This window comes from Kribbella antiqua (assembly GCF_004345665.1).
GTDB classification, from domain to species: Bacteria; Actinomycetota; Actinomycetes; order Propionibacteriales; family Kribbellaceae; genus Kribbella; species Kribbella antiqua.
Genome location: NZ_SLWR01000008.1, coordinates 359,493 through 377,712, shown reverse-complemented (window position 1 = coordinate 377,712; position 18,220 = coordinate 359,493). Strand labels below are relative to the sequence as shown.

The 18,220-nt window shown below is 68.5% G+C and carries 18 protein-coding genes and 1 riboswitch; of the genes, 8 read left to right on the top strand and 10 right to left on the bottom strand.

All coding sequences use genetic code 11. The annotated features are described in order from the left end of the window. The 4 genes from pnuC to EV646_RS24120 form a co-directional block, all read right to left on the bottom strand. Positions 1 to 675, bottom strand: a complete 675-nt coding sequence (pnuC, locus tag EV646_RS24135; protein WP_132152258.1) for a nicotinamide riboside transporter PnuC — start codon at positions 673 to 675, stop codon at positions 1 to 3. Continuing rightward, entirely contained in the window at positions 672 to 1,274 is a 603-nt protein-coding gene (locus EV646_RS24130) for a riboflavin synthase (RefSeq protein WP_132152256.1), read from the bottom strand. The genes pnuC and EV646_RS24130 overlap by 4 nt, the downstream gene beginning before the upstream one ends. Then, positions 1,275 to 2,312, bottom strand: a complete 1,038-nt coding sequence (gene ribD / locus EV646_RS24125) for a bifunctional diaminohydroxyphosphoribosylaminopyrimidine deaminase/5-amino-6-(5-phosphoribosylamino)uracil reductase RibD (protein WP_132152254.1) — start codon at positions 2,310 to 2,312, stop codon at positions 1,275 to 1,277. Positions 2,313 to 2,413: 101 nt separating this feature from the next. Beyond that, positions 2,414 to 2,545: riboswitch (FMN riboswitch) on the bottom strand. A 58-nt stretch (positions 2,546 to 2,603) separates the two neighbouring features. Beyond that, on the bottom strand, positions 2,604 to 3,803 hold the full coding sequence (locus EV646_RS24120; RefSeq protein ID WP_132152252.1) for an MFS transporter: 1,200 nt from the start codon (positions 3,801 to 3,803) through the stop codon (positions 2,604 to 2,606). Positions 3,804 to 4,492: 689 nt separating this feature from the next. Here EV646_RS24120 and EV646_RS40695 point away from each other — a divergent pair. Continuing rightward, a complete protein-coding gene (locus EV646_RS40695) occupies positions 4,493 to 5,779 on the top strand; it encodes a serine/threonine-protein kinase (RefSeq protein ID WP_277875133.1) in 1,287 nt (428 codons plus the stop codon). 148 nt (positions 5,780 to 5,927) lie between these two features. Here EV646_RS40695 and EV646_RS24110 read toward each other — a convergent pair whose 3' ends face one another. The 3 genes from EV646_RS24110 to EV646_RS40690 form a co-directional block, all read right to left on the bottom strand. Beyond that, positions 5,928 to 6,209 carry a hypothetical protein gene (locus tag EV646_RS24110; RefSeq protein WP_132152250.1) on the bottom strand — a complete coding sequence of 94 codons (282 nt, stop codon included), beginning with the start codon at positions 6,207 to 6,209 and terminating at the stop codon, positions 5,928 to 5,930. 85 nt (positions 6,210 to 6,294) lie between these two features. Then, positions 6,295 to 6,870, bottom strand: coding sequence for a dihydrofolate reductase family protein (locus tag EV646_RS24105; RefSeq protein WP_132152248.1), 576 nt, complete (start codon positions 6,868 to 6,870; stop codon positions 6,295 to 6,297). Between the two features lie 344 nt (positions 6,871 to 7,214). Then, positions 7,215 to 9,293: a VWA domain-containing protein gene (locus EV646_RS40690; RefSeq protein WP_132152246.1), complete on the bottom strand. Its 2,079-nt coding sequence runs from the start codon at positions 9,291 to 9,293 to the stop codon at positions 7,215 to 7,217. Positions 9,294 to 9,552: 259 nt separating this feature from the next. Here EV646_RS40690 and EV646_RS24095 point away from each other — a divergent pair, with 259 nt between their 5' ends. The 6 genes from EV646_RS24095 (at position 9,553) to EV646_RS24070 (ending at position 14,562) form a co-directional block, all read left to right on the top strand. Next, a complete protein-coding gene (locus tag EV646_RS24095; RefSeq protein ID WP_132152244.1) occupies positions 9,553 to 10,200 on the top strand; it encodes a DNA-binding protein in 648 nt (215 codons plus the stop codon). A 298-nt stretch (positions 10,201 to 10,498) separates the two neighbouring features. Continuing rightward, complete coding sequence (locus EV646_RS24090) at positions 10,499 to 11,335, top strand: substrate-binding periplasmic protein (protein ID WP_241996287.1); 837 nt, start codon at positions 10,499 to 10,501, stop codon at positions 11,333 to 11,335. Positions 11,336 to 11,337: 2 nt separating this feature from the next. After that, the gene (locus EV646_RS24085; RefSeq protein ID WP_132152240.1) at positions 11,338 to 12,105 is read left to right on the top strand and encodes an amino acid ABC transporter permease; all 768 of its coding nucleotides are present in this window, start codon (positions 11,338 to 11,340) and stop codon (positions 12,103 to 12,105) included. After that, positions 12,089 to 12,859 carry an amino acid ABC transporter ATP-binding protein gene (locus tag EV646_RS24080; protein ID WP_132152238.1) on the top strand — a complete coding sequence of 257 codons (771 nt, stop codon included), beginning with the start codon at positions 12,089 to 12,091 and terminating at the stop codon, positions 12,857 to 12,859. Before EV646_RS24085 ends, EV646_RS24080 begins: the two co-directional genes overlap by 17 nt. Before the next feature lie 92 nt (positions 12,860 to 12,951). Beyond that, on the top strand, positions 12,952 to 13,725 hold the full coding sequence (locus EV646_RS24075) for a polysaccharide deacetylase family protein (protein ID WP_241996286.1): 774 nt from the start codon (positions 12,952 to 12,954) through the stop codon (positions 13,723 to 13,725). Positions 13,726 to 13,839: 114 nt separating this feature from the next. Next, a complete protein-coding gene (locus tag EV646_RS24070; RefSeq protein ID WP_241996285.1) occupies positions 13,840 to 14,562 on the top strand; it encodes a polysaccharide deacetylase family protein in 723 nt (240 codons plus the stop codon). Here EV646_RS24070 and EV646_RS24065 read toward each other — a convergent pair. Continuing rightward, positions 14,554 to 15,345 carry an HAD-IIA family hydrolase gene (locus EV646_RS24065; RefSeq protein WP_132152234.1) on the bottom strand — a complete coding sequence of 264 codons (792 nt, stop codon included), beginning with the start codon at positions 15,343 to 15,345 and terminating at the stop codon, positions 14,554 to 14,556. The two genes, EV646_RS24070 and EV646_RS24065, sit on opposite strands and share 9 nt — an antisense overlap. Before the next feature lie 98 nt (positions 15,346 to 15,443). Here EV646_RS24065 and EV646_RS24060 point away from each other — a divergent pair, with 98 nt between their 5' ends. Continuing rightward, positions 15,444 to 16,682 (top strand): MFS transporter, encoded by a 1,239-nt coding sequence (locus EV646_RS24060; protein WP_132152232.1) that lies wholly within the window; start codon positions 15,444 to 15,446, stop codon positions 16,680 to 16,682. A gap of 97 nt (positions 16,683 to 16,779) precedes the next feature. Here the strand turns inward: EV646_RS24060 and rpe are convergent, their stop codons facing one another. Together rpe and EV646_RS24050 are read right to left on the bottom strand one after the other, a co-directional pair. Next, positions 16,780 to 17,442 (bottom strand): ribulose-phosphate 3-epimerase, encoded by a 663-nt coding sequence (gene rpe, locus EV646_RS24055; protein WP_132152230.1) that lies wholly within the window; start codon positions 17,440 to 17,442, stop codon positions 16,780 to 16,782. Between the two features lie 10 nt (positions 17,443 to 17,452). Further along, the gene (locus EV646_RS24050) at positions 17,453 to 18,211 is read right to left on the bottom strand and encodes a cobalt-precorrin-6A reductase (RefSeq protein WP_132152228.1); all 759 of its coding nucleotides are present in this window, start codon (positions 18,209 to 18,211) and stop codon (positions 17,453 to 17,455) included. Positions 18,212 to 18,220: the final 9 nt, after the last annotated feature.

The window sequence follows — 18,220 nt, the reverse complement described above, 5'->3', positions numbered from 1 at the left end:
TCAGCCCACCACCACTGGTTCCGGAGTCGAGACCCGCTCGCGGTTCTGGATCTTCCACCAGGACGCGAAACCGAGCACGCAGAACAGCCCGTAAACGATGTACATCGTCGCCGACGGATAGAACTTCGCCTGCACCAGCAGCGGTACGCCGACCACGTCGACAGCGATCCAGATCAGCCAGAACTCGACGAACCCCCGGGCCATCCCGTACGTCGCCAGGATCGAACCGGTCAGGATCCACGCGTCCCACTGCGGTCCCCAGGAGCCGAGTTCGCGGAGTACGACGTACGCGATCGCGTAGAGCACGACCCCGATGCCGAGCAGCTCGAGCCGCTCGCGTGCGGTCGCCCAACGCGGCTGGACTGCCTTGTCGGCGCCGGCGTGGCGGGTCTGGTACCAGCGGTACCAGCCGTAGAGGCTCACGATCGCGAAGAACACCTGACGGCCGGCCTGGCCCCAGAGGTCCTTGTCCTGCGGGGTGTCGAAGATCCCGCCGACGAAGACCGTGAACAGCAGCACGTTGCCGACGATGCCGACCGGCCAGGCGGCGACCAGCCGGCGCATGCCGAACAGAGCGCTGCCGAGACCGAACACGTTGCCGACGATCTCGCGGACCAGCACCGGCGAGCCGGCGATCTCCACCTGTGCGTGGAGCAGCCAATCGACCGGGTTCACTTGTCGCCTCCCAGGAGTCGCTCGACGTACTTGGCGATCACGTCGACTTCGAGGTTGACCAGGTCGCCCACCTGGTTGCGGCCGAGCACGGTGAGCTCGAGGGTGGTCGGGATCAGGCTGACACCGAAGGTGCCGGTGGCGTCGTCCACGCCAGTGACGGTGAGGGACACTCCGTCGATCGCGATCGAGCCCTTCTCGGCGATGTACTTGAGGATGCTCGCGTCGGCGGCGATCCGGACGTCCTCCCAGTGCTCGGACGGCGTACGGCTCGCGATCGTGCCGACGCCGTCGACGTGGCCCTGGACGATGTGCCCGCCGAGGCGCGCGTGCGCTGCGACTGCCCGCTCCAGGTTGACGTGCGAGCCCTTCGCGGCCTGGCCGAGGCTGGTGCGCTTCAGCGTCTCGCTCATGACGTCGGCGGTGAAAGTTCCGTCGCCGGTCTCGACCACGGTCAGGCAACAGCCGTTGACCGCGATCGAGTCGCCGTGGTGCGCGTCCTCGGTGACCTTGGGACCTCGAATGGTGAGCCGGGCGGCGTCACCTGGGAGCAGGTCGAGCGCCTCGACAGTGCCGAGCTCCTCGACGATTCCGGTGAACATTCAGTGCGTCCTTTGCGGATCGAGCGGCGTCAGGGTCAGCCGGACGTCGTCGCCGAGGCGGGTGACGTCCGCTAGCTTGAACCGCCGCAGGTGGTCGATAGATTCCGCGCCGAGGTCGCCGATCGCGGCGTACCCGGAACCGAGCACGGCCGGGGCGATGTACGCGACGATCTGGTCGACCAGGCGGGCGCGGAGGAACGCGGCGGCCAGCGTCGGGCCGCCCTCGAGCCAGAGGTGCCGGATGTGGTGGTCGTCCAGCTGCCGGAGCACCTCGGCAGGGTCGTGGGTGGGCAGGATCAGGGTCGGCGCGCGGTCGTTGCGGACCTTCGCGGTCAGCGGTACCTCACGGTCGCCGACGACGACGCGCAGCGGCTGCCGCTCGGCCGGCACGTCGTACTCGTCCCGGACGGTCAGCTCAGGGTCGTCGTCCAGCACGGTCTGGGTGCCGACGGCAATCGCGTCGCACTCGGCTCGCTTCCGGTGTACGTCGGCCCGCGCGAGCGGCCCGGTGATCCACTTACTGGTCCGGTCCGGCGCCGCGCTGCGGCCGTCGAGGGTGGTGGCGAACTTCCAGGTGACGAACGGCCGACCCATCCGCACGCTGTGCAGCCAGACGTGGTTGACGGCTTCGGCTTCGGTCTGCAGCACGCCCTGCTCGACCTGGATGTTCTTGCTCTTGAGCTTTTCGGCGCCACCGGCCGCCTCGTTGTTCGGGTCCGGTACGGCGTACACCACGCGGGCGACTCCGGCCTCGATCAACGCGTCGGCACACGGCCCGGTCCGGCCGGTGTGATTGCAGGGCTCCAGGGTCACGTACGCCGTACCGCCGCGAGCCGCGTCTCCCGCCATCCGCAGCGCCTCGACCTCGGCATGGGGGCCACCGGCAACGGCGTGGAAGCCCTCACCGACCGGATGCCCGTCCTTGCCGGTGATGACACAGCCCACCACCGGGTTCGGGTGGGTGCTGCCGATGCCCCGGGCAGCCAGCTCGACCGCACGCCGCATCCAGGCGACATCGATCGGCGAAGCGTTGTTCACACACGGTCCCTCGTCGTCACGGACGCACTCCGGGGCTCGTGACAACCGGCGACTCGCTCCAGGCGGGCTTGGTGACAGGCCCGTTGGCGCGCTCCGCCGATCGCGTGCGCCTCCCATCCGGACTTTCACCGTCGGTCCTGGAATTCCACCAGGTCAACCGGCCGCCGAACTGCTGCGGCCGGGTCGCGGACTGTTACCGCCGGCTCGGAATTACACCGACCCCGGAGCACGCGAGTGGGTTCACTCGTGGTTCAAGTATGCCCCTGCCAGGCCAGCGCGCCAGGAGCCAGGTCACATCGTGGTACTTGGTCGCGGCGTCAGGGCCAGGGCAGTTGCTGCCACGAGGCAGCCGGCCGCGACGGTCAGGACCATGTCGCGGTAGCCGAGGGCGTTGGCCACGACGGCGCCGCCGAGCGGTCCGACGGCCTTGGCGATGGTGACCGGGGTGGTCAGGATCCCGCTGATGGTCGCGTACCCGTCGGCGCCGTACCGGTCGAGCAGGATCGCCGGGGTCGCGATCGACGAGACGCCGAAACCGAGCCCGAACAGCACCAGGCACACGATCGCGCCGCTGAGGTGTTTGCCGACGACCGGGAGCAGTGAGATCGACAGGCCCTGGATGCCGAGCACTGTGGCGGTGATGGTGGCCATCGGCAACCACCGCGCGGACAGGCTGGTGACGAGGCGGCCGGTGACGGACAGCAGGCCGAGCAGGCCGGCCAGGGTTGCTGCGCGGGCGGGCGGGTGGCCGAGGCCGATCAGGTACAGCACCAGGTGTACCGAGATCATTGCCAGCGCGGCGCTGTGCACCACGAACGCGCCTGCGAGCAACCAGAATCCGGGGTCTTTGAGGACCCTTGCAGGGGTCTTGGGGGTTTTGGTGGTGGTGCGCGGCGCGGGCGTCGTGCGCGGGATGAGGAAGGCGTGGAGGGGGATGGTGGTGACGGCCAGGGCTGCGGCGAGGTCGACGAGGGCAGCGCGCCAGCCGTAGTCTGCGGCGAGGTGGCCGGTGAGCGGGATGAAGATGGAGCTGGCGAAGCCGCCGACGATCGTGATGCTGAGGATGGCCTTCGTACGCGCGGCCGGATCGGCGACCGCCACCACGACCGCGAACGCCGGCGGGTAGAGCACCATCGCCGACGCGACGCCGACCGCGACGAAAACGCCGTACAGCTGAAGGGTGTTCTGCACCTGCGACCACCCGAGTACGGCGATCGCGCCGAGCAGCGAGCCAGATGCCATCAGCCCGCGTCCGCCTCTGGCGTCGAGCCACCGGCCGACGGGGATGGACATCAGGCCGCTCACCAGCACTGCGGTGGTCGACGCGCCAACGGCGGTTGTGGTTGAGATCCTGAGCTCGGCGCTCATCGGGCCCAGGAGTGCGCTGAAGGCGTAGGTCAGGACGCCGTATCCAACTGTCGAGGTGATCGCCAGCGCGGCGACCACGCGACGCAACTCCGTGCGGGTGCCTCTCCCCCGACCGTCGGTCATCCTTCGCAGTCAAATCGATTTCCCCACCCACAGCAACCCGATTGCCCCGCCCCCACCACCAGCCCCCTGCCCCCTGCCCGCTGACGACCCAACCCACAGCGGCCCCGCCGCCCGCACACCGCACCACAACACCCCCCACGCCGCCGCCCCGCCGCGCCAGCCTCGCACCGCCGCGCCCACCACCGCACCGCAACACCGCCACGCCGGCACCGCCGCCCCCACCGCCAGCCCGCTGACGACCCAGCCCACAGCAGCCCACGCCGCACAACAACACCCCCACGCGGCCGCCCCGCCACGCCAGCCCCGCACCGCCGCCCCCCACCACCGCACCGCAACCGCCACGCCGGGACCGCCGCCCCCACCGCCAGCCCGCTGCCCGCTGACGACCCAGCCCACAGCAGCCCACGCCGCCCCACGCCGCACCACAACACCCCCACGCCGCCGCCCCGCCACGCCAGCCCCGCACCGCCGCCCCCAACCACCACACCGCACACCGCCACGCCGCCGCGCCGCCACGCCACTCCCGCAGGATCGCCGCGCCGCAGTCCTCACCCATCACGCCCGCGCGTCCTGCCGCCGGCCTGACGGCACACAGGTGGTGGGCGACTTGACCGTGGAACCCGCGCGGATGGCGGCGAAAGGTCGCGTCCGGGGGTTCGGTGGGCGGGTGGAGCTGTATTTTCGTGCCGGTGGAGGCGTTTGCTGGGCGGTATCGGCTGATCGACCTGATCGGGACCGGCGGGATGGGCTCGGTCTGGCGGGCCTGGGATCTGCGGAGGTCGGCGTACGTCGCCGCGAAGGTTCTCGGGCAGCACGACGCGGCGACGCTGCTGCGGTTCGTGCGGGAGCAGTCGTTGCGGATCGAGCACCCGCACGTGGTCGCGCCGCACGGCTGGGCCGCGGACGACGACAAGGTCGTGTTCGCGATGGACCTGGTCCGCGGCGGTTCAGTCGCCACCCTGCTCGGGGACCACGGCCCGCTCCCGCCGTCGTACGTCGCCGTACTGCTGGACCAGCTCCTTCACGGCCTCTCGGCGGTCCACGCGGCCGGCGTCGTACATCGCGACCTGAAGCCCGCCAACCTCCTGCTCGACGTCACGGGAACCGGCCGCCCACACCTCCGCCTGTCCGACTTCGGCGTCGCCGGCCTCCTCGACGAACCCCGGATGACCCGCCACAGCACAGTCCTCGGTACCCCGGGCTACATCGCTCCCGAGCAGTTGGCCGGCGCCGACCCGGACCCACGTCAGGACCTGTACACCGTAGGAGCGGTCGCCGCCGAACTCCTCACCGGCGAACGCCCCGGCGCCGACGGCAAACTCCCACACGTAGACGGCCCACTGGCCGACTTCATCCACCGCAGTACGGCGACCGACCCCTCCCACCGCCCCGAATCCGCCCACACCGCCGCCCGCCTACTCGCCGCCTCAGGCGCCCTCCCACCCCCAGGCACCACCCCTTGGACCACCACCCCCGACACCCCCGAAGTCTTCGACCAACTCCCACCCCTCCCACCCCCCTGGACCCCCACTGGCCCCACCACCCAACCGCCCCCCACTCCCCGAACCCCCAGCCCTGCAACACCCGCCCCCGGCACAACCAGTCCCGCAACGCCTACTCCCGCGGCCCCCGCCCCGTCGACCACCGCCCCTGCGACCCCCAGTCCCGCGGCAGCCGGTCCCGCGGCGCCCGGTCCCGCGGCGCCTCGTCCGGCAGCTTCCGGCGGGGAGCGCCATGAGCGAGAAGCAGCGGGGGGCGGGCGCAGCTCTCAGCACCCGCGAGCGGCTACCACGGCACCAAACGATCTGCAGACGATCACCTCTTCGCCGCCTGCCAGCAGACAGCACTCGGCAACTACTGCCGATCAACCAGCGCTCGGTCCCAACCGGAGGCGACTGCTGGTTTGGGTCGCGACAGTGAGTCTCACCGGAGCAATCGCCCTACTCGGCACCGCCACCTGGCTCCTGCTCACCTGACGGCCGATCACCATCAGCCCGCCGACGTCCGTACGACGACCTTCACCGCATGCTCGGCCACGGTGTGCGGCTTCTTGGTTTACGCCCGCATCTGGCGGCCGCGGGATCTGACACGCATCAACGTCGAGGTCTGATGCCGAGGTCAGGCTCAGTCGGTCGTGGTTTGAGCATCCGCGAGAAGGCGCTGTAGCGATTCGGGAACCGTCATGGCGGGAACTTCTGACTGCTTGTCCGAGATCGCGCGGCGCAGGAGTCCCACGTTGAGTCGAGTCGTGTCGATCGCGGCGATGGTCGCATCGATCCGGGCGTCCTGCTGCCGGGCAATCATGGTGGCGAGTTGCACCTCGATCGGGACAGTCGGGATGAGCTGTCCGTGGCAGTGGAGAGTTTCCCGCTCGTGCCATACCAGCGGTGCGCGGGTCTCGATCATCACTGCCTATGGCGCCGCTCGCAGCGCAGTTCCGTCCTTACGTTGGAGCGACGGCATCGCCCAGCCACGACCTCACTCGGTGCACTCAGGTGTGCAGGGTGGGGCGGTAGATGAGTTCTTGGGTGTGGCCGTCGAGTGTGCGGCTCTCGAGCAGTTCCAGGTCGAAGTCGGCTGCGTCCTGGAAGATCCGGCCCAATCCGCTCTGACCGGTGATCACGGGGAAGAGCGTCACCTGGACGCGGTCGACCAGGCCGGCGGCCAGCAGTGCCCGGTTCAGCGTCAGGCTGCCATGCGAGCGCAGCGGCACCTCCGACTCCTTCTTGAGCCGGGCGATGGCGTCGACGGGGTCACCGCTCAGGACAGTCGCATCCGGCCAGTCGAGCGATCCTTCGAGGGTGTTCGACAACACCGTCGTCGGCAGGTTCCGCATCCGGGTGACCCACGGGTCACGCACCTCGGACCCCGCTGAACTCGAGGCCAGCATCGACGCGAACGCCCGATAGGTGTTGGCCCCGAGGACCAGGCGCTGCTCCTCGCCGTACTGGTCGAAGCGGTGATCGAGCAGTTCCGGACCTTGCTTCCCGAAGTAGCCACCGAACGTCCTGCTGTTGGAGTAGCCGTCGAGGCTGGAGAAGATGTCGAAGGTGTAGGTGGCGCTCATGATGCTCTCCTTGCGTACGGGTGGCCGCTCCCGTTGGCGGCCCTTCATCCCTACTACGAACACACCGGCCGCGATCCGACATCGCCTCCCAGACTTGGTGTCGACAGCTGCTGGCCGAGTCGACAGAGGCCGGTACCGGCACGGTGGAGCTCGGGTGCTGCTTCACGGTCTGTGCCGATGTCGCGTGAACGAAGCTCAGGCACTTATGCAGGCGCGCAGATGACAGCGGGCGGAGCGGAAGGAGCCCGGGCCACCAGGTGGTGGCCCGGGCTCGTGGTCCTGCAGAACAGCGCGATGACTGCAGGCCGTTGGGTGTCAGCCGTGTGGGGTACGGCGAGGGGTGGTCAGCGGTGCGGGGGTTGTTGTGGAGGCTGGTGGCCGCCCTGGTTGGGGTGTTGGAGGCCGGGGTTGGGGTAGTTGGGGCCCGGCTGGTTTGGGTGGTGCTGTGGGCCTGGGTGGTTCGGGTGGTGCTGTTGGCCTGGGTGCCAGCCGGAGGCGCTGGGTTGGACGATGGCCGGCTGCCTGCGGAGGCGGAGGATGACCAGGATGGCGATCGCCAGGAGTACGACGCCGCCACCGCCGAGGCCGGCGATCAGGGCGACCGGGGTGTTGTTGTTGTCGGAGTCGGCGCGGCCCTGGACGGGACCGCCTGCCTGCGTGCCGCCGGGGCTCGACGGGGCCGCGGTTGGTGTCGGGGTGACGGAGGTGCCCGCGACCGGCGTCTTACCGTCGACGTACTCGGGCTTGCCGGTGCCCGCCGTACCTTCAAGTCCGACGGTCAGCGTCATGGGGATGGCGAATGCCTTGTCGCCGTCCTTCCGAGTGAGCGACACAGCGATGTAGTAGTCACCGGGCATCGCCGTGCCCTTGTCCATGGTGTTCGCACCGTCGCGGTTGAGGTAGCGGATTTCCTTGGTGGTGTTCGCCTTGACCGCACCGTCCTTGGTCACGACTCCGCGCCTGCCCACGTTGCCCGGCACGTTCTTCGCGAACGTGGCGATCACGTCCTCGCCGATCGGCGAGATCAGGCCCATGTCGATGTACCGGATATCCACGGCCTTCGCAGTCGCCGCGCCCAGCTTGGGCACGGTCACCTGGGCCTGGATGCGCTGACCCCAGTCGGCCTTGACCTTGTACAGCTGTACCTCGCCGGGCATGAGGGTGGTCTTGTAGCTGCCTGGCGTCACCGCAGGCGCGTCGGCGAAGCTCGAACCCGGGATGATTTCGCGCGGCGTCACGCCCGGCATCGGCGTCCAGACCGGATCGTCGGCCTCGGCCGGCAGGTTGGCCGTGGAGTCGACTGGCGGCTCCTCGTCGATGCGCAGCTCGTACGGCGAGCCCTTCAGCTCGCGGTACGCGTCGCCCGGAGAGACCGTCAGCACCAGCTGCTCGTCATCGGTGCAGCCCTTGGGGTAATCGCCGGTCCAACTCGACGCCGCACCGGTCGCGATGCCTTGATCCCCCTCGAAGGCGAGTGGATAGCTCCAACCACAGTTCTCGCCACCGATGGTCTTCAGGAAGACCTCGGCCTTGATGACGAAGCTGCCACCGTTCGGGCGCCGGAAGCTGATGCCGGCGCGCAGGGTGGACATCGCCATCGTGCGCTTGATCAGGTAGTACTTCGCGGTCTGGTCGTTGCCGAAGGTGTCCGAGTAGTGGCCTGGGGCAACGGTCGGTGCACCTTCCTGCTGCGCTCCGCCCACGATCGGCGTACCGGAGATCCGGAACGGGCGGAACGCCCGGGTGGACAAGCGATCCAGCCCGGCCTCGAGGTCGATCAGCGAGTCGGCGTCGTAGTAGTCACCACGGCCTTCGCGAGCGACACACTGCAACTGGCTGCGGGCCTTGCCGCCGACCCGGAAGCCGACCACGTCGATCTTCAGATCGATGCCCTGCTTGGCGATCGAGCGCGCCACCTCGCACGGCTGCGGCGCGCAGGTCGCCTCACCGTCGGAGACGAGCACGATGGTCCGCTGGCCGGTCGGGCCGAGGTCCTTGGCGGCTTGCTGGAGTGCATACGCGATGGGCGTCTCGCCGTACGGCTTGTACTTCGCGATGGCGGTCTGCAGCTGTGGGCGGTTGTTCGTGCCGATCGGGACGGTCAGCTGACTGTCGGTGCAGGCGCCGGGCTGGGTGCGCTTGAAGACCGTCGCGCCGTACACCCGCAGCCCGACCTGCGCATCGGCCGGAAGCTTGGTGACCACCCGGTTCAGCGCGGTCCGGGCGGCGGCGATCTTGGTCTGGCCGTCGCCGGCCGGCTCCTTCATCGAGCCGGACGAGTCGAGCACCAGGACAAGCTTGCCGCTGCCCGGATCGGGGTCAGCCTGGGCAGTCCCGGTCGTCAGTCCGGCCAGCACCGAGGTCAGCGTGATGGCGAGAATCGCCCACACCGCGGGGCGGCGGTGTCGCTGCAGAGCCGTCATCGTTTCCTCCTGTCGGATTCGCTGCCGCAAACCCTTCCAGTTTGCTATAGCAAATGTCAAACCGGGATTCCGTGGCCCGGCCAACCTCTCGCGGTGACGAACCCTAGGCCAGGCCGGGGTCGTTGGTAGTACCCGGGCGCCTGGGAGCCGCTGGCGAGAGAGTTTGACGTTTGCGGGTGTGCGACTGGAAATTTGCGTTCGCTACTGCGAAGATGTTTGCAGAGCGCCTGGAGACGGCGGGCAAGGAGGGGGCAAGGTCATGGATCAGACAGCGCACAACCTGCAGCAGCAGATGGAACTGTACGGCGAGCCGCTGGGTGAGCTGGTGCGGCGGATACTCGGGCCGCTCCAACTGACACAGAGCGCGCTGGCGCAGGTGATCGGGCTGTCGGCGCCGATGCTGTCTCAGTTGATGAGCGCCCAGCGGGTGAAGATCGGTAATCCAGCGGTCCTGTCGCGACTGAGGGAGCTCGACGACCTCGCCAATCTGGCCATGATCGGCGACATCAACCCGGATAACATCCCCGACGAGGTCGACCGGATCCGGGCCGCCACGGGCGCCTTCACGCATTCCATGCCGACCACCCAGTTGCCGCGATCGAGCGGGGAGTTGCCGGAGCCAACCCCGTTTGGCGCGCCACCTCCATTCACGGCGAGAGCACCAGGAGGCCAGACGACCCGAGCGACTGGGCAGGCGCAGGGGTTCGGCGTGAGTGCGGCGCCGTCCGCGCGTGCCGTCGTACGGGAGATCCAGGATCTGTTCCGGGCTGTGGCGTCGGCTGAGGAGATTCAGCGGGCTGCCGCGGCGGTCGCGTCCGACTCCCCCGCACTCGCCGAACTCCTTCTCACCTACGGGACTGGCCGCACAGCCGACGCTCTCGCTCACTACGAACACCACCACAGCTGAGCTATCAGTCAGCCAGCCCAAGCGCGGCGGCGAGGCCGGCGTTGATCGCACCCATGGCAACCGGCGACAGGCCACCGATGACTGCCATGACTTCGTTCTCGTAGATCTCGCAGACGAGTTCGATATATCACGAGGTCAGTGGACATTTGGGGTTGTCTCATCAGGTGTCATTGGTGGAATGACTGCTGTCTTGATGGTGTTGGCTCCGGGGTGGCGGGCGACTCGGTCCTGCCTTCGGATCAACAGTTGTGAGGAGATATCTGTGCGCGCCTTCAGCGCCTTTCGACGGGTTGTCGCGGTGGGAACCGCCGTTACGCTGGCTTTCTCGTTGGTTGCCTGCGGCAGCGATGACGACTCGGCGGCCGACGGCCCCGACCTGGGGCTGATCAAGGCCGGTACGTTGCGGATCGGGACGCTCACCGACGCGCCGCCGAACGTGTACGTGAAAGACGGCAAGTTCACCGGGTTCGACAACGACCTGATCACGGCGGTCGCGGCCAAGCTGAACCTGAAGCCCGAGTTCGTCGGTACCGACTTCTCCGCGCTGCTCTCGCAGGTGAACGGCGGCCAGTTCGACCTGGGCAGCTCGTCCATCACGGTGACCGAGGCGCGGAAGAAGACGGTTGCCTTCAGCAATGGATACGACTTCGGCTACCTCGGGCTGAACACCACGAAGACGTCCGGCATCACGTCGTTCGACCAGCTCCAGGGCAAGCGCGTGGTCGTGGTCCAGGGCACCGTTCAGGACGACTACGCCACCCAGAAGGGCCTCAACCCGGTCCGCGTGCCGAACTACAACGCCGCGCTCGGCCAGCTCAAGGCCGGTACGGCGGACGCCTGGGTATCCCCGGCCGAGATCGGCGAGAAGATGGCCAAGGAGCAGGGCGGCGGCACGGTCATCCTGGCGGCCAAGGAGCTGAGCGACGCGCCGATGGCGTTCGCGGTGGCCAAGAGCAACGACAAGCTGCGCGAGGCCGTGAACAAGGCGCTCGACGAGGTCATTGCCGACGGCACCTGGACGAAGCTGGTCGAGCAGTACTACCCGGGTCGCGCCGTACCGGCGAACTTCAAGCCCGGTAGCGGCAGCGTCAAGTTCACCGTCCCCACGCCCAGCGCCACCCCCGCAGCCGGATAAGCATGGACATCTGGTCGACGCTGAACGACACCTTTCTCGACTGGGGGTCGATGAAGGCAGTCCTGCCGGAGATGCTCAAGGTGGGACTGGTCAACACCCTCATTCTGGCGGCCGCCTCGGTCGTGCTGGGCACCCTGCTCGGCATGATCGTGGCGGTCCTCGCCCTGTCCAGGAAGCGCTGGCTGCGCTGGCCCGCGAAGATCTACACCGACATCTTCCGCGGTCTGCCGGCCATCCTGACCATCCTGCTGATCGGCCAGGGCCTGTCCCCGATCACCCGCCACTGGTGGGGCCCGAACCCGTACCCGCTCGGCATCCTGGCGCTGTCCCTGATCGCGGCGGCGTACATCGGGGAGATCTTCCGCTCCGGAATCCAGTCGGTGGAGAAGGGCCAGCTCGAGGCGGCCCGGGCACTCGGCTTCAGCTATACGTCCGGCATGCGCCTGGTCGTCATTCCGCAGGGCGTACGACGGGTGCTGCCGGCGCTGGTGAATCAGTTCATCGCGCTGGTCAAGGAGTCGAGCCTGGTCTACTTCCTCGGGCTGCTCGCCAGCCAGCGGGAGCTGTTCCGGATCGGACAGGACGCCGCCGCGACGAACGGCAACCTGTCGCCGTTGCTGCTGGCCGGCATCTTCTACCTGGTGATCACGGTGCCGCTGACCCACCTGGTGAACTACTTCGACAAGCGCCTTCGCGAAGGCCGTCCGACGGACGAGTCAGGCAAGCAGGACGTCGTACTGAAGGAGCTGGCTCATGCCGACCATCGCTGAGAACAACACGGTCGCTGCGGAGGGTTACGCCGCGGCGAGTCTCGAGGTCACCGGGATCGAGCTTGCTTTCGGCACCAACAAGGTGCTGCGCGGCGTCGATCTCGCCGTACCGGCTGGGCGTACGGCGTGCGTGATCGGGCCGTCGGGATCCGGGAAATCGACGCTCCTCCGGGCGGTCAACCGGCTGATCGAGCCGGACGCCGGGGACGTCAAACTCGGCGGCGAGTCGGTGCTGAAGGGCAATCCGGACGAGCTGCGGCGGCGGATCGGGATGGTGTTCCAGCACTTCAACCTGTTCCCGCACAAGACCGTGCTGGAGAACATCACGCTGCCGCTGCGCAAGATCAAGAAGCTCGGCCCGGAGGAGGCGCGTACGGCGGCGCTGGAACAGCTCGAGCTCGTTGGTCTGAGCAACAAGGCGCCGGCGCGACCTGGCAACCTTTCCGGTGGCCAGCAGCAACGAGTCGCGATCGCGCGGGCGCTGGCGATGAAGCCGGAAGTGATGCTGTTCGACGAGGCGACGTCGGCGCTCGACCCCGAACTCGTGAAGGGCGTGCTCGGGTTGATGGCGGACCTCGCGCAGGCCGGCATGACGATGGTCGTGGTGACGCACGAGATGGGGTTCGCCCGCGAGGTGGCCGACCAGGTGGCGTTCATGGACCACGGCGTCGTGGTGGAGTCCGGCGTACCGGAGCAGATCTTCACAGCGGCGGAGTCGCCACGGCTGCGGCAGTTCCTCTCGCAGGTGCTCTGAGCGCGCGACCCCTGGCGCAAATGGTTGCCGAGGGCCACGATGGGGGGTAGGCCCGACTCGGGGCGCTTGACCACAGCTGGGGGATGGTTGTCGTGAGAGATCTTCGGGTTGCGCTCGCTGTCGGGCTGAGCATCGCGCTCGGCCTGGCCGCGAGTACGACATCATCGGACACCACGAGCGCGGCTGCGCAGACTGAAACCGCGGCCGCGACCGCAGCGCCAGAGGCTGACGCGCGAGGCGGCGAGGTGGAGGCGCTGGATCCTGGGGTCGAGGCGCTCGGCGCTCCAGCCGTGGCGGCGGGGACCAAGTGGGTGTATCTCACGTTCGACGACGGTCCAAGCGCTCGCTACACGGCGCAGGTGCTGAAGATCCTTCACGCCTACAAAGTGCGGGCGACCTTCTTCGTCGTCGGTCAGAACGTCAAGCGGTACCCGTACCTGACCCGCCGGGCCGATCGGCTCGGTCACAGCGTCCAGAACCACACCTGGTCGCACCCGAATCTCCGCAACGTCAGCTGGAAGACCTTCAAGTACCAGATCCGGACCACGGACCGCTACGTCCGGGCTCAGACCGGTTACACCCCGCGCTGCCTCAGACCGCCGTACGGCGCGACGAACCGGATCGTCGCCAGACGGGCAGCGGCGCTCGGCAAGACGATCAAGCTGTGGTCCGTCGACCCGCGCGACTGGGCGCGTCCCGGTGCGTCGGTGATCGCGCGGCGGGTGCTGGCGAAGGTTCAGCCTGGCTCGGTGATCCTGCTGCACGACGGCGGTGGCAACCGCAGCCAGACGGTGGCCGCCCTGCCCAAGATCTTGAAGACGCTCAAAGCCAGGGGCTACGTCTTCTACCCCCTGTGGTGCCAGTAGCGTCCGGTATCCGTGGATTGTTGACGCGGAAGCGGCGTGGGTCCTCGCTTTCCGGCGGATCGTGCCGATTGTGGACGCGTGAGGACGTGAGCCCACCACCGCTCTGGGGGACACATGGCTTTGACCCGCTCCGGCAACCGCATGGTCGGACTGGCGATGATGATGGTTGTCAGCGCGCTGATCGGCACGGTCGTGGTCGCTGCGGCCCGCACGCCGCCCAAGCAGCCGCCGACGACGACCCCAGCGGCATCAGCGCCTGCACAAGCAGCGCTGCCGACCAAGTACGTCGTACTGACGTTCGACGACGGGCCTGATCGGGTGTACACGCCCCAGATCCTCGACATCCTCGCGACGTACGGCGCCAAGGCGACGTTCTTCGAGGTCGGGCGGAACGTGGCGAAGCACCCGGCCCTGACCAAGCGGATCCACGACGCCGGGCACAGCGTGCAGAACCACACCTGGACTCACACGGATCTCCGGAAGACGTCCGCGACGTCGTTCCGGCAGGAGGTCTTGCCGACCGATCAGGCGATCCGCGCTCAGACCGGGAGTACGCCGGGCTGCCTGCGACCGCCGTACGGCGGGATCAACAACACCGTCAAGCAACGCGCCAAGGCCCTCGGCAAGGACCTGGTGGTGTGGGACGTCGACTCGCGCGATTGGACCAAGCCCGGCACGGCGGCCATCGCTCGCCGCGTGCTGGCCGGGGTACACAACGGATCGGTGATCCTGATGCACGACGGCGGCGGCAATCGCAGTCAGACCGTCGCCGCGCTGCCGATGATCCTGAAGACGCTCAAGGCGAAGGGGTACGGCTTCCGGACGTTGTCATGCTAGGGCGGTGACCAGGGGGACGACGTCGGCGATGGACTCGACGATGCGGGTGGGGCGGTAAGGGAAGCGGTCGACTTCGTGCTTGCCGGTGGAGCCGGTGAGGACGAGGACGCTGCGGAGGCCGGCCTCGAGGCCGCTGATGATGTCGGTGTCCATCCGGTCGCCGATCATGACCGTGGTCTCCGAGTGGGCCTCGATCCGGTTCAGGGCGCTGCGCATCATCAACGGGTTCGGTTTGCCGACGAAGTACGGCGCTACGCCGGTCGCGCGGGTGATCAGAGCCGCCACGGATCCCGTCGCCGGCAGCGGGCCCTCCTGCGATGGGCCGGTCGGGTCCGGGTTGGTGGCCAGGAACCTGGCGCCCTCCGAAATCAGCCGGATCGCCTTGGTGATCGCCTCGAACGAATAGGTCCGGGTCTCTCCGAGTACGACGTAGTCCGGCGCGCGCTCGGTGAGCACGTACCCGATCTCGTGCAGCGCGGTCGTCAGGCCCGCCTCCCCGATCACGTACGCCGTACCGCCGGGGCGCTGGTCGTCGAGGAACTGAGCGGTGGCCAGCGCGCTGGTCCAGATCGACTGCTCCGGCACATCGATGCCACCGGCAAGCAAGCGGGCGCGCAGGTCGCGCGGGGTGAAGATCGAGTTGTTGGTCAGCACCAGGAATTTCTTCCCGGACGTCTGCAGGGCTCCGATGAACTCACTTGCTCCGGGGATGGCGCGCTCCTCGTGCACGAGTACGCCGTCCATATCCGTCAGCCAGCTCTCGACTGGCTTGGGCTCGGTCATGGGTCTCCTCGCTGGTGCGGTGGTGACTCGCCTCATCGTAGGGGGTGGGGTGACTGCCGCTGTCGAAAACTGTCGGTGCCGGGAGTGAGAATGCGGTCATGGAGCTTTCCGGGTACCGAGTGCTGTGGCGAACGCGCGGCGTGATGGCGTTGCTGTGCTCATCGCTGCTTGCCCGGTTGCCCGTCCTGGCGACGATGGTGCCGGTCGCGTTCCTGGCGAAGGACGCGGGCGGATCGTTCCGGTGGGCCGGGATCGTCGCCGGTGCGTACTCGGTCGGTATGGCGATCGCGGGTCCACTCTGGGCTCGGACGGCGGATCGTCGCGGTCCACGCGGTGTGCTGCTGGTGACCGGGATCTCCTGGAGTGTGATGCTGGCCGGGCTCGCCGCGCTGCCATCCAATCTTTACCGGCTGATGCCGGTGCTGAGTTTCCTCGCCGGTGCAGTGGTGCCACCGGTGATGCAGACGCTCCGAGCCGCCTGGCCGCGGGTCGTGCAGGGCCCGGGACTGCGAGCGGCGTACGCGCTGGATGCGACGTCGCAGGAGCTGCTGTTCATCGTCGGGCCGATGCTCGGGGCGACAGCTGTGAGTGTGGCGAGCCCACGGCTCGGTGTGCTGCTAGCGGCGGCGATGTCGGCGGTCTTCATCTGGTGGTACGCGCTCCGACAACCTGCGCCGCTTCCTCACGACGACGACACCGCGCCGCCGCTGACGGCGCGTCAATTGCTGTGGCATCGGCAGCGGTTGCCGTTGATCTTGTCGTTCGGGCTGTGGGTGATGGCGTTCAACGGGATCTCGCTCGGGATCGTGGCGTTCGCGGATCAGCACGGTGACCGGCTGATCGCGGGCATCATGGAGGCCGTCTGGGCGTTCGGCAGCCTCGTCGGTGGTGCCGTCGCCGGTGCGTTGCCTGGCCGGCGTACGTCGTACCTGTGGCGGCGAGCTGCATTGGTGGCGGCAGGGATGCTGCTGTGCGTGTTCGCAACCTGGTCGCCGGTGTCGCTCGGGATCGCGCTGACTGTGTCTGGGCTGACGCTGGCGCCAGCTATTGGTGCGCTGTACGAGCGGTTGGGTGCGCTGACTCCTGACACGGTCCGCACCGAGGTGTTCGGGTGGATGGGCAGTGCGGCGATGGGTGGAGCGGCGATTGGGTCAGCGGTGTCCGGCGCGGTCGTGGAGAGCTACGGCGTGCGCTACGTCTGGCTCGTCGCCGCGGTGCTCGCCGCGGTGTCATTCGTCCTGCTGCTGAGAATCCCACCCCAGGAACCAGTTGCCCCCACCCCCGAACCAGACACCATCCCCACGACACCACCACGCCCGGTGGAGGACCCCGCGTAGGTACTCGCGGTGTCGCCGTGCCGGGCCGGCACCCAAGAGGACTCCCCTGCGGCTCGGTGGGCGGCGTTCGCGGCGCTTAGTGGACGGCGTTCTGGGCTTAGTGGGTGGCGTTTTGGGCGAGGGATCTGAGGTTTTCGATCATGGTGTTGGGGTTGTCGGCGGCGTAGACGGCTGAGCCGGCGACGAAGACGTCGGCGCCTGCTTCGGCGCAGCGTTCGATGGTGTCGACCGAGACGCCGCCGTCGATCTCGATCCAGAGGTCGAGGCCGTGCTTGTCCAGGAGTTCGCGGGTACGGCGGATCTTCGGCACGCAGACGTCGAGGAACTTCTGGCCGCCGAACCCGGGCTCGACCGTCATGATCAAGATCATGTCGAGCTCCGGCAGGATGTCCTCGTACGGCTCGATCGGTGTCGCCGGCCGCAGCGCCATCGCGGCTCGCGCACCCTTGGCGCGGATCTCCCGCGCGGTCCGGATCGGCGCCCGGCAGGCCTCGACGTGGAAGGTCACGCTCGACGCGCCGGCCTCGACGTACCCGGGTGCCCAGCGGTCCGGGTCCTCGATCATCAAGTGGCAGTCGAGCGGGGTCTCGGTCGCCTTCGCCAGTGACTCGACCACCGGCATGCCGAGAGTGAGGTTTGGCACGAAGTGGTTGTCCATCACGTCGACATGCAGCCAGTCGGCATTCGACACCGCGGCCGCCTCCTCGGCAAGCCGGGCGAAGTCAGCGGTCAGGATGCTCGGCGCGATCTGAATCCCCATGCGCGCCAATCTACCGACGCCCCCGCAGCCACCCCACCACCCGGTCCACCGACTCCACCACCACAACCTCCACCGCCCCAACACCTACCGCCCCGACCTCCACCGGCAGCGGTGGGCGGTGGATCAGGACGACTGGGATGGAGAGTTGGCGGGCTGCGGTGAGTTTGGCGGAGGTTTTGGGGCCGCCGCTGTCCTTGGTTACCAGTACGTCGATGTGGTGGTGCCTCATCAGGGCGAGTTCGCCGGGGACGTCGTACGGGCCGCGGTCGAGGATCAGGGTGCACCACGTCGGCCCCGGCTCGGGCGGGTCGACGCAGCGGGCGAGCATCCACACGCCGGCGTCGGCGAAGGCGTGTAGGCCCTGGCGGCCGATGGTGAGGAAGGCGCGAGAGCCGAGCGTCGGCAACAGGCGAGCGGCCGCTTCAGCTGTGTCGACCCAGTGCCACTCGTCTCCCGGCTGCGCGGCCCAGCCGGGCCGTCGCAGGATCACCAGCGGGATCCCAGCGGAGCGCGCAGCAGCAACGGCGTGCTCGGTCATCGTCGCAGCGAAGGGGTGAGTCGCGTCGACCATGACGTCGACGGAGTTGTCCCGCAGCCATCGGGTCAGGCCAACAGCACCGCCGAAGCCACCCTGCCGCACCTCCCCCACCGGCAGCCGCGCGTCCGTCGTACGCCCGGCAAGCGACGACACCACCTCGAGGCCTTCGTCGCGCAGCCGCCCCGCGAGCTCACGCCCCTCGCCGGTCCCGCCAAGCACCAAGACCTTCACGCCGTATCC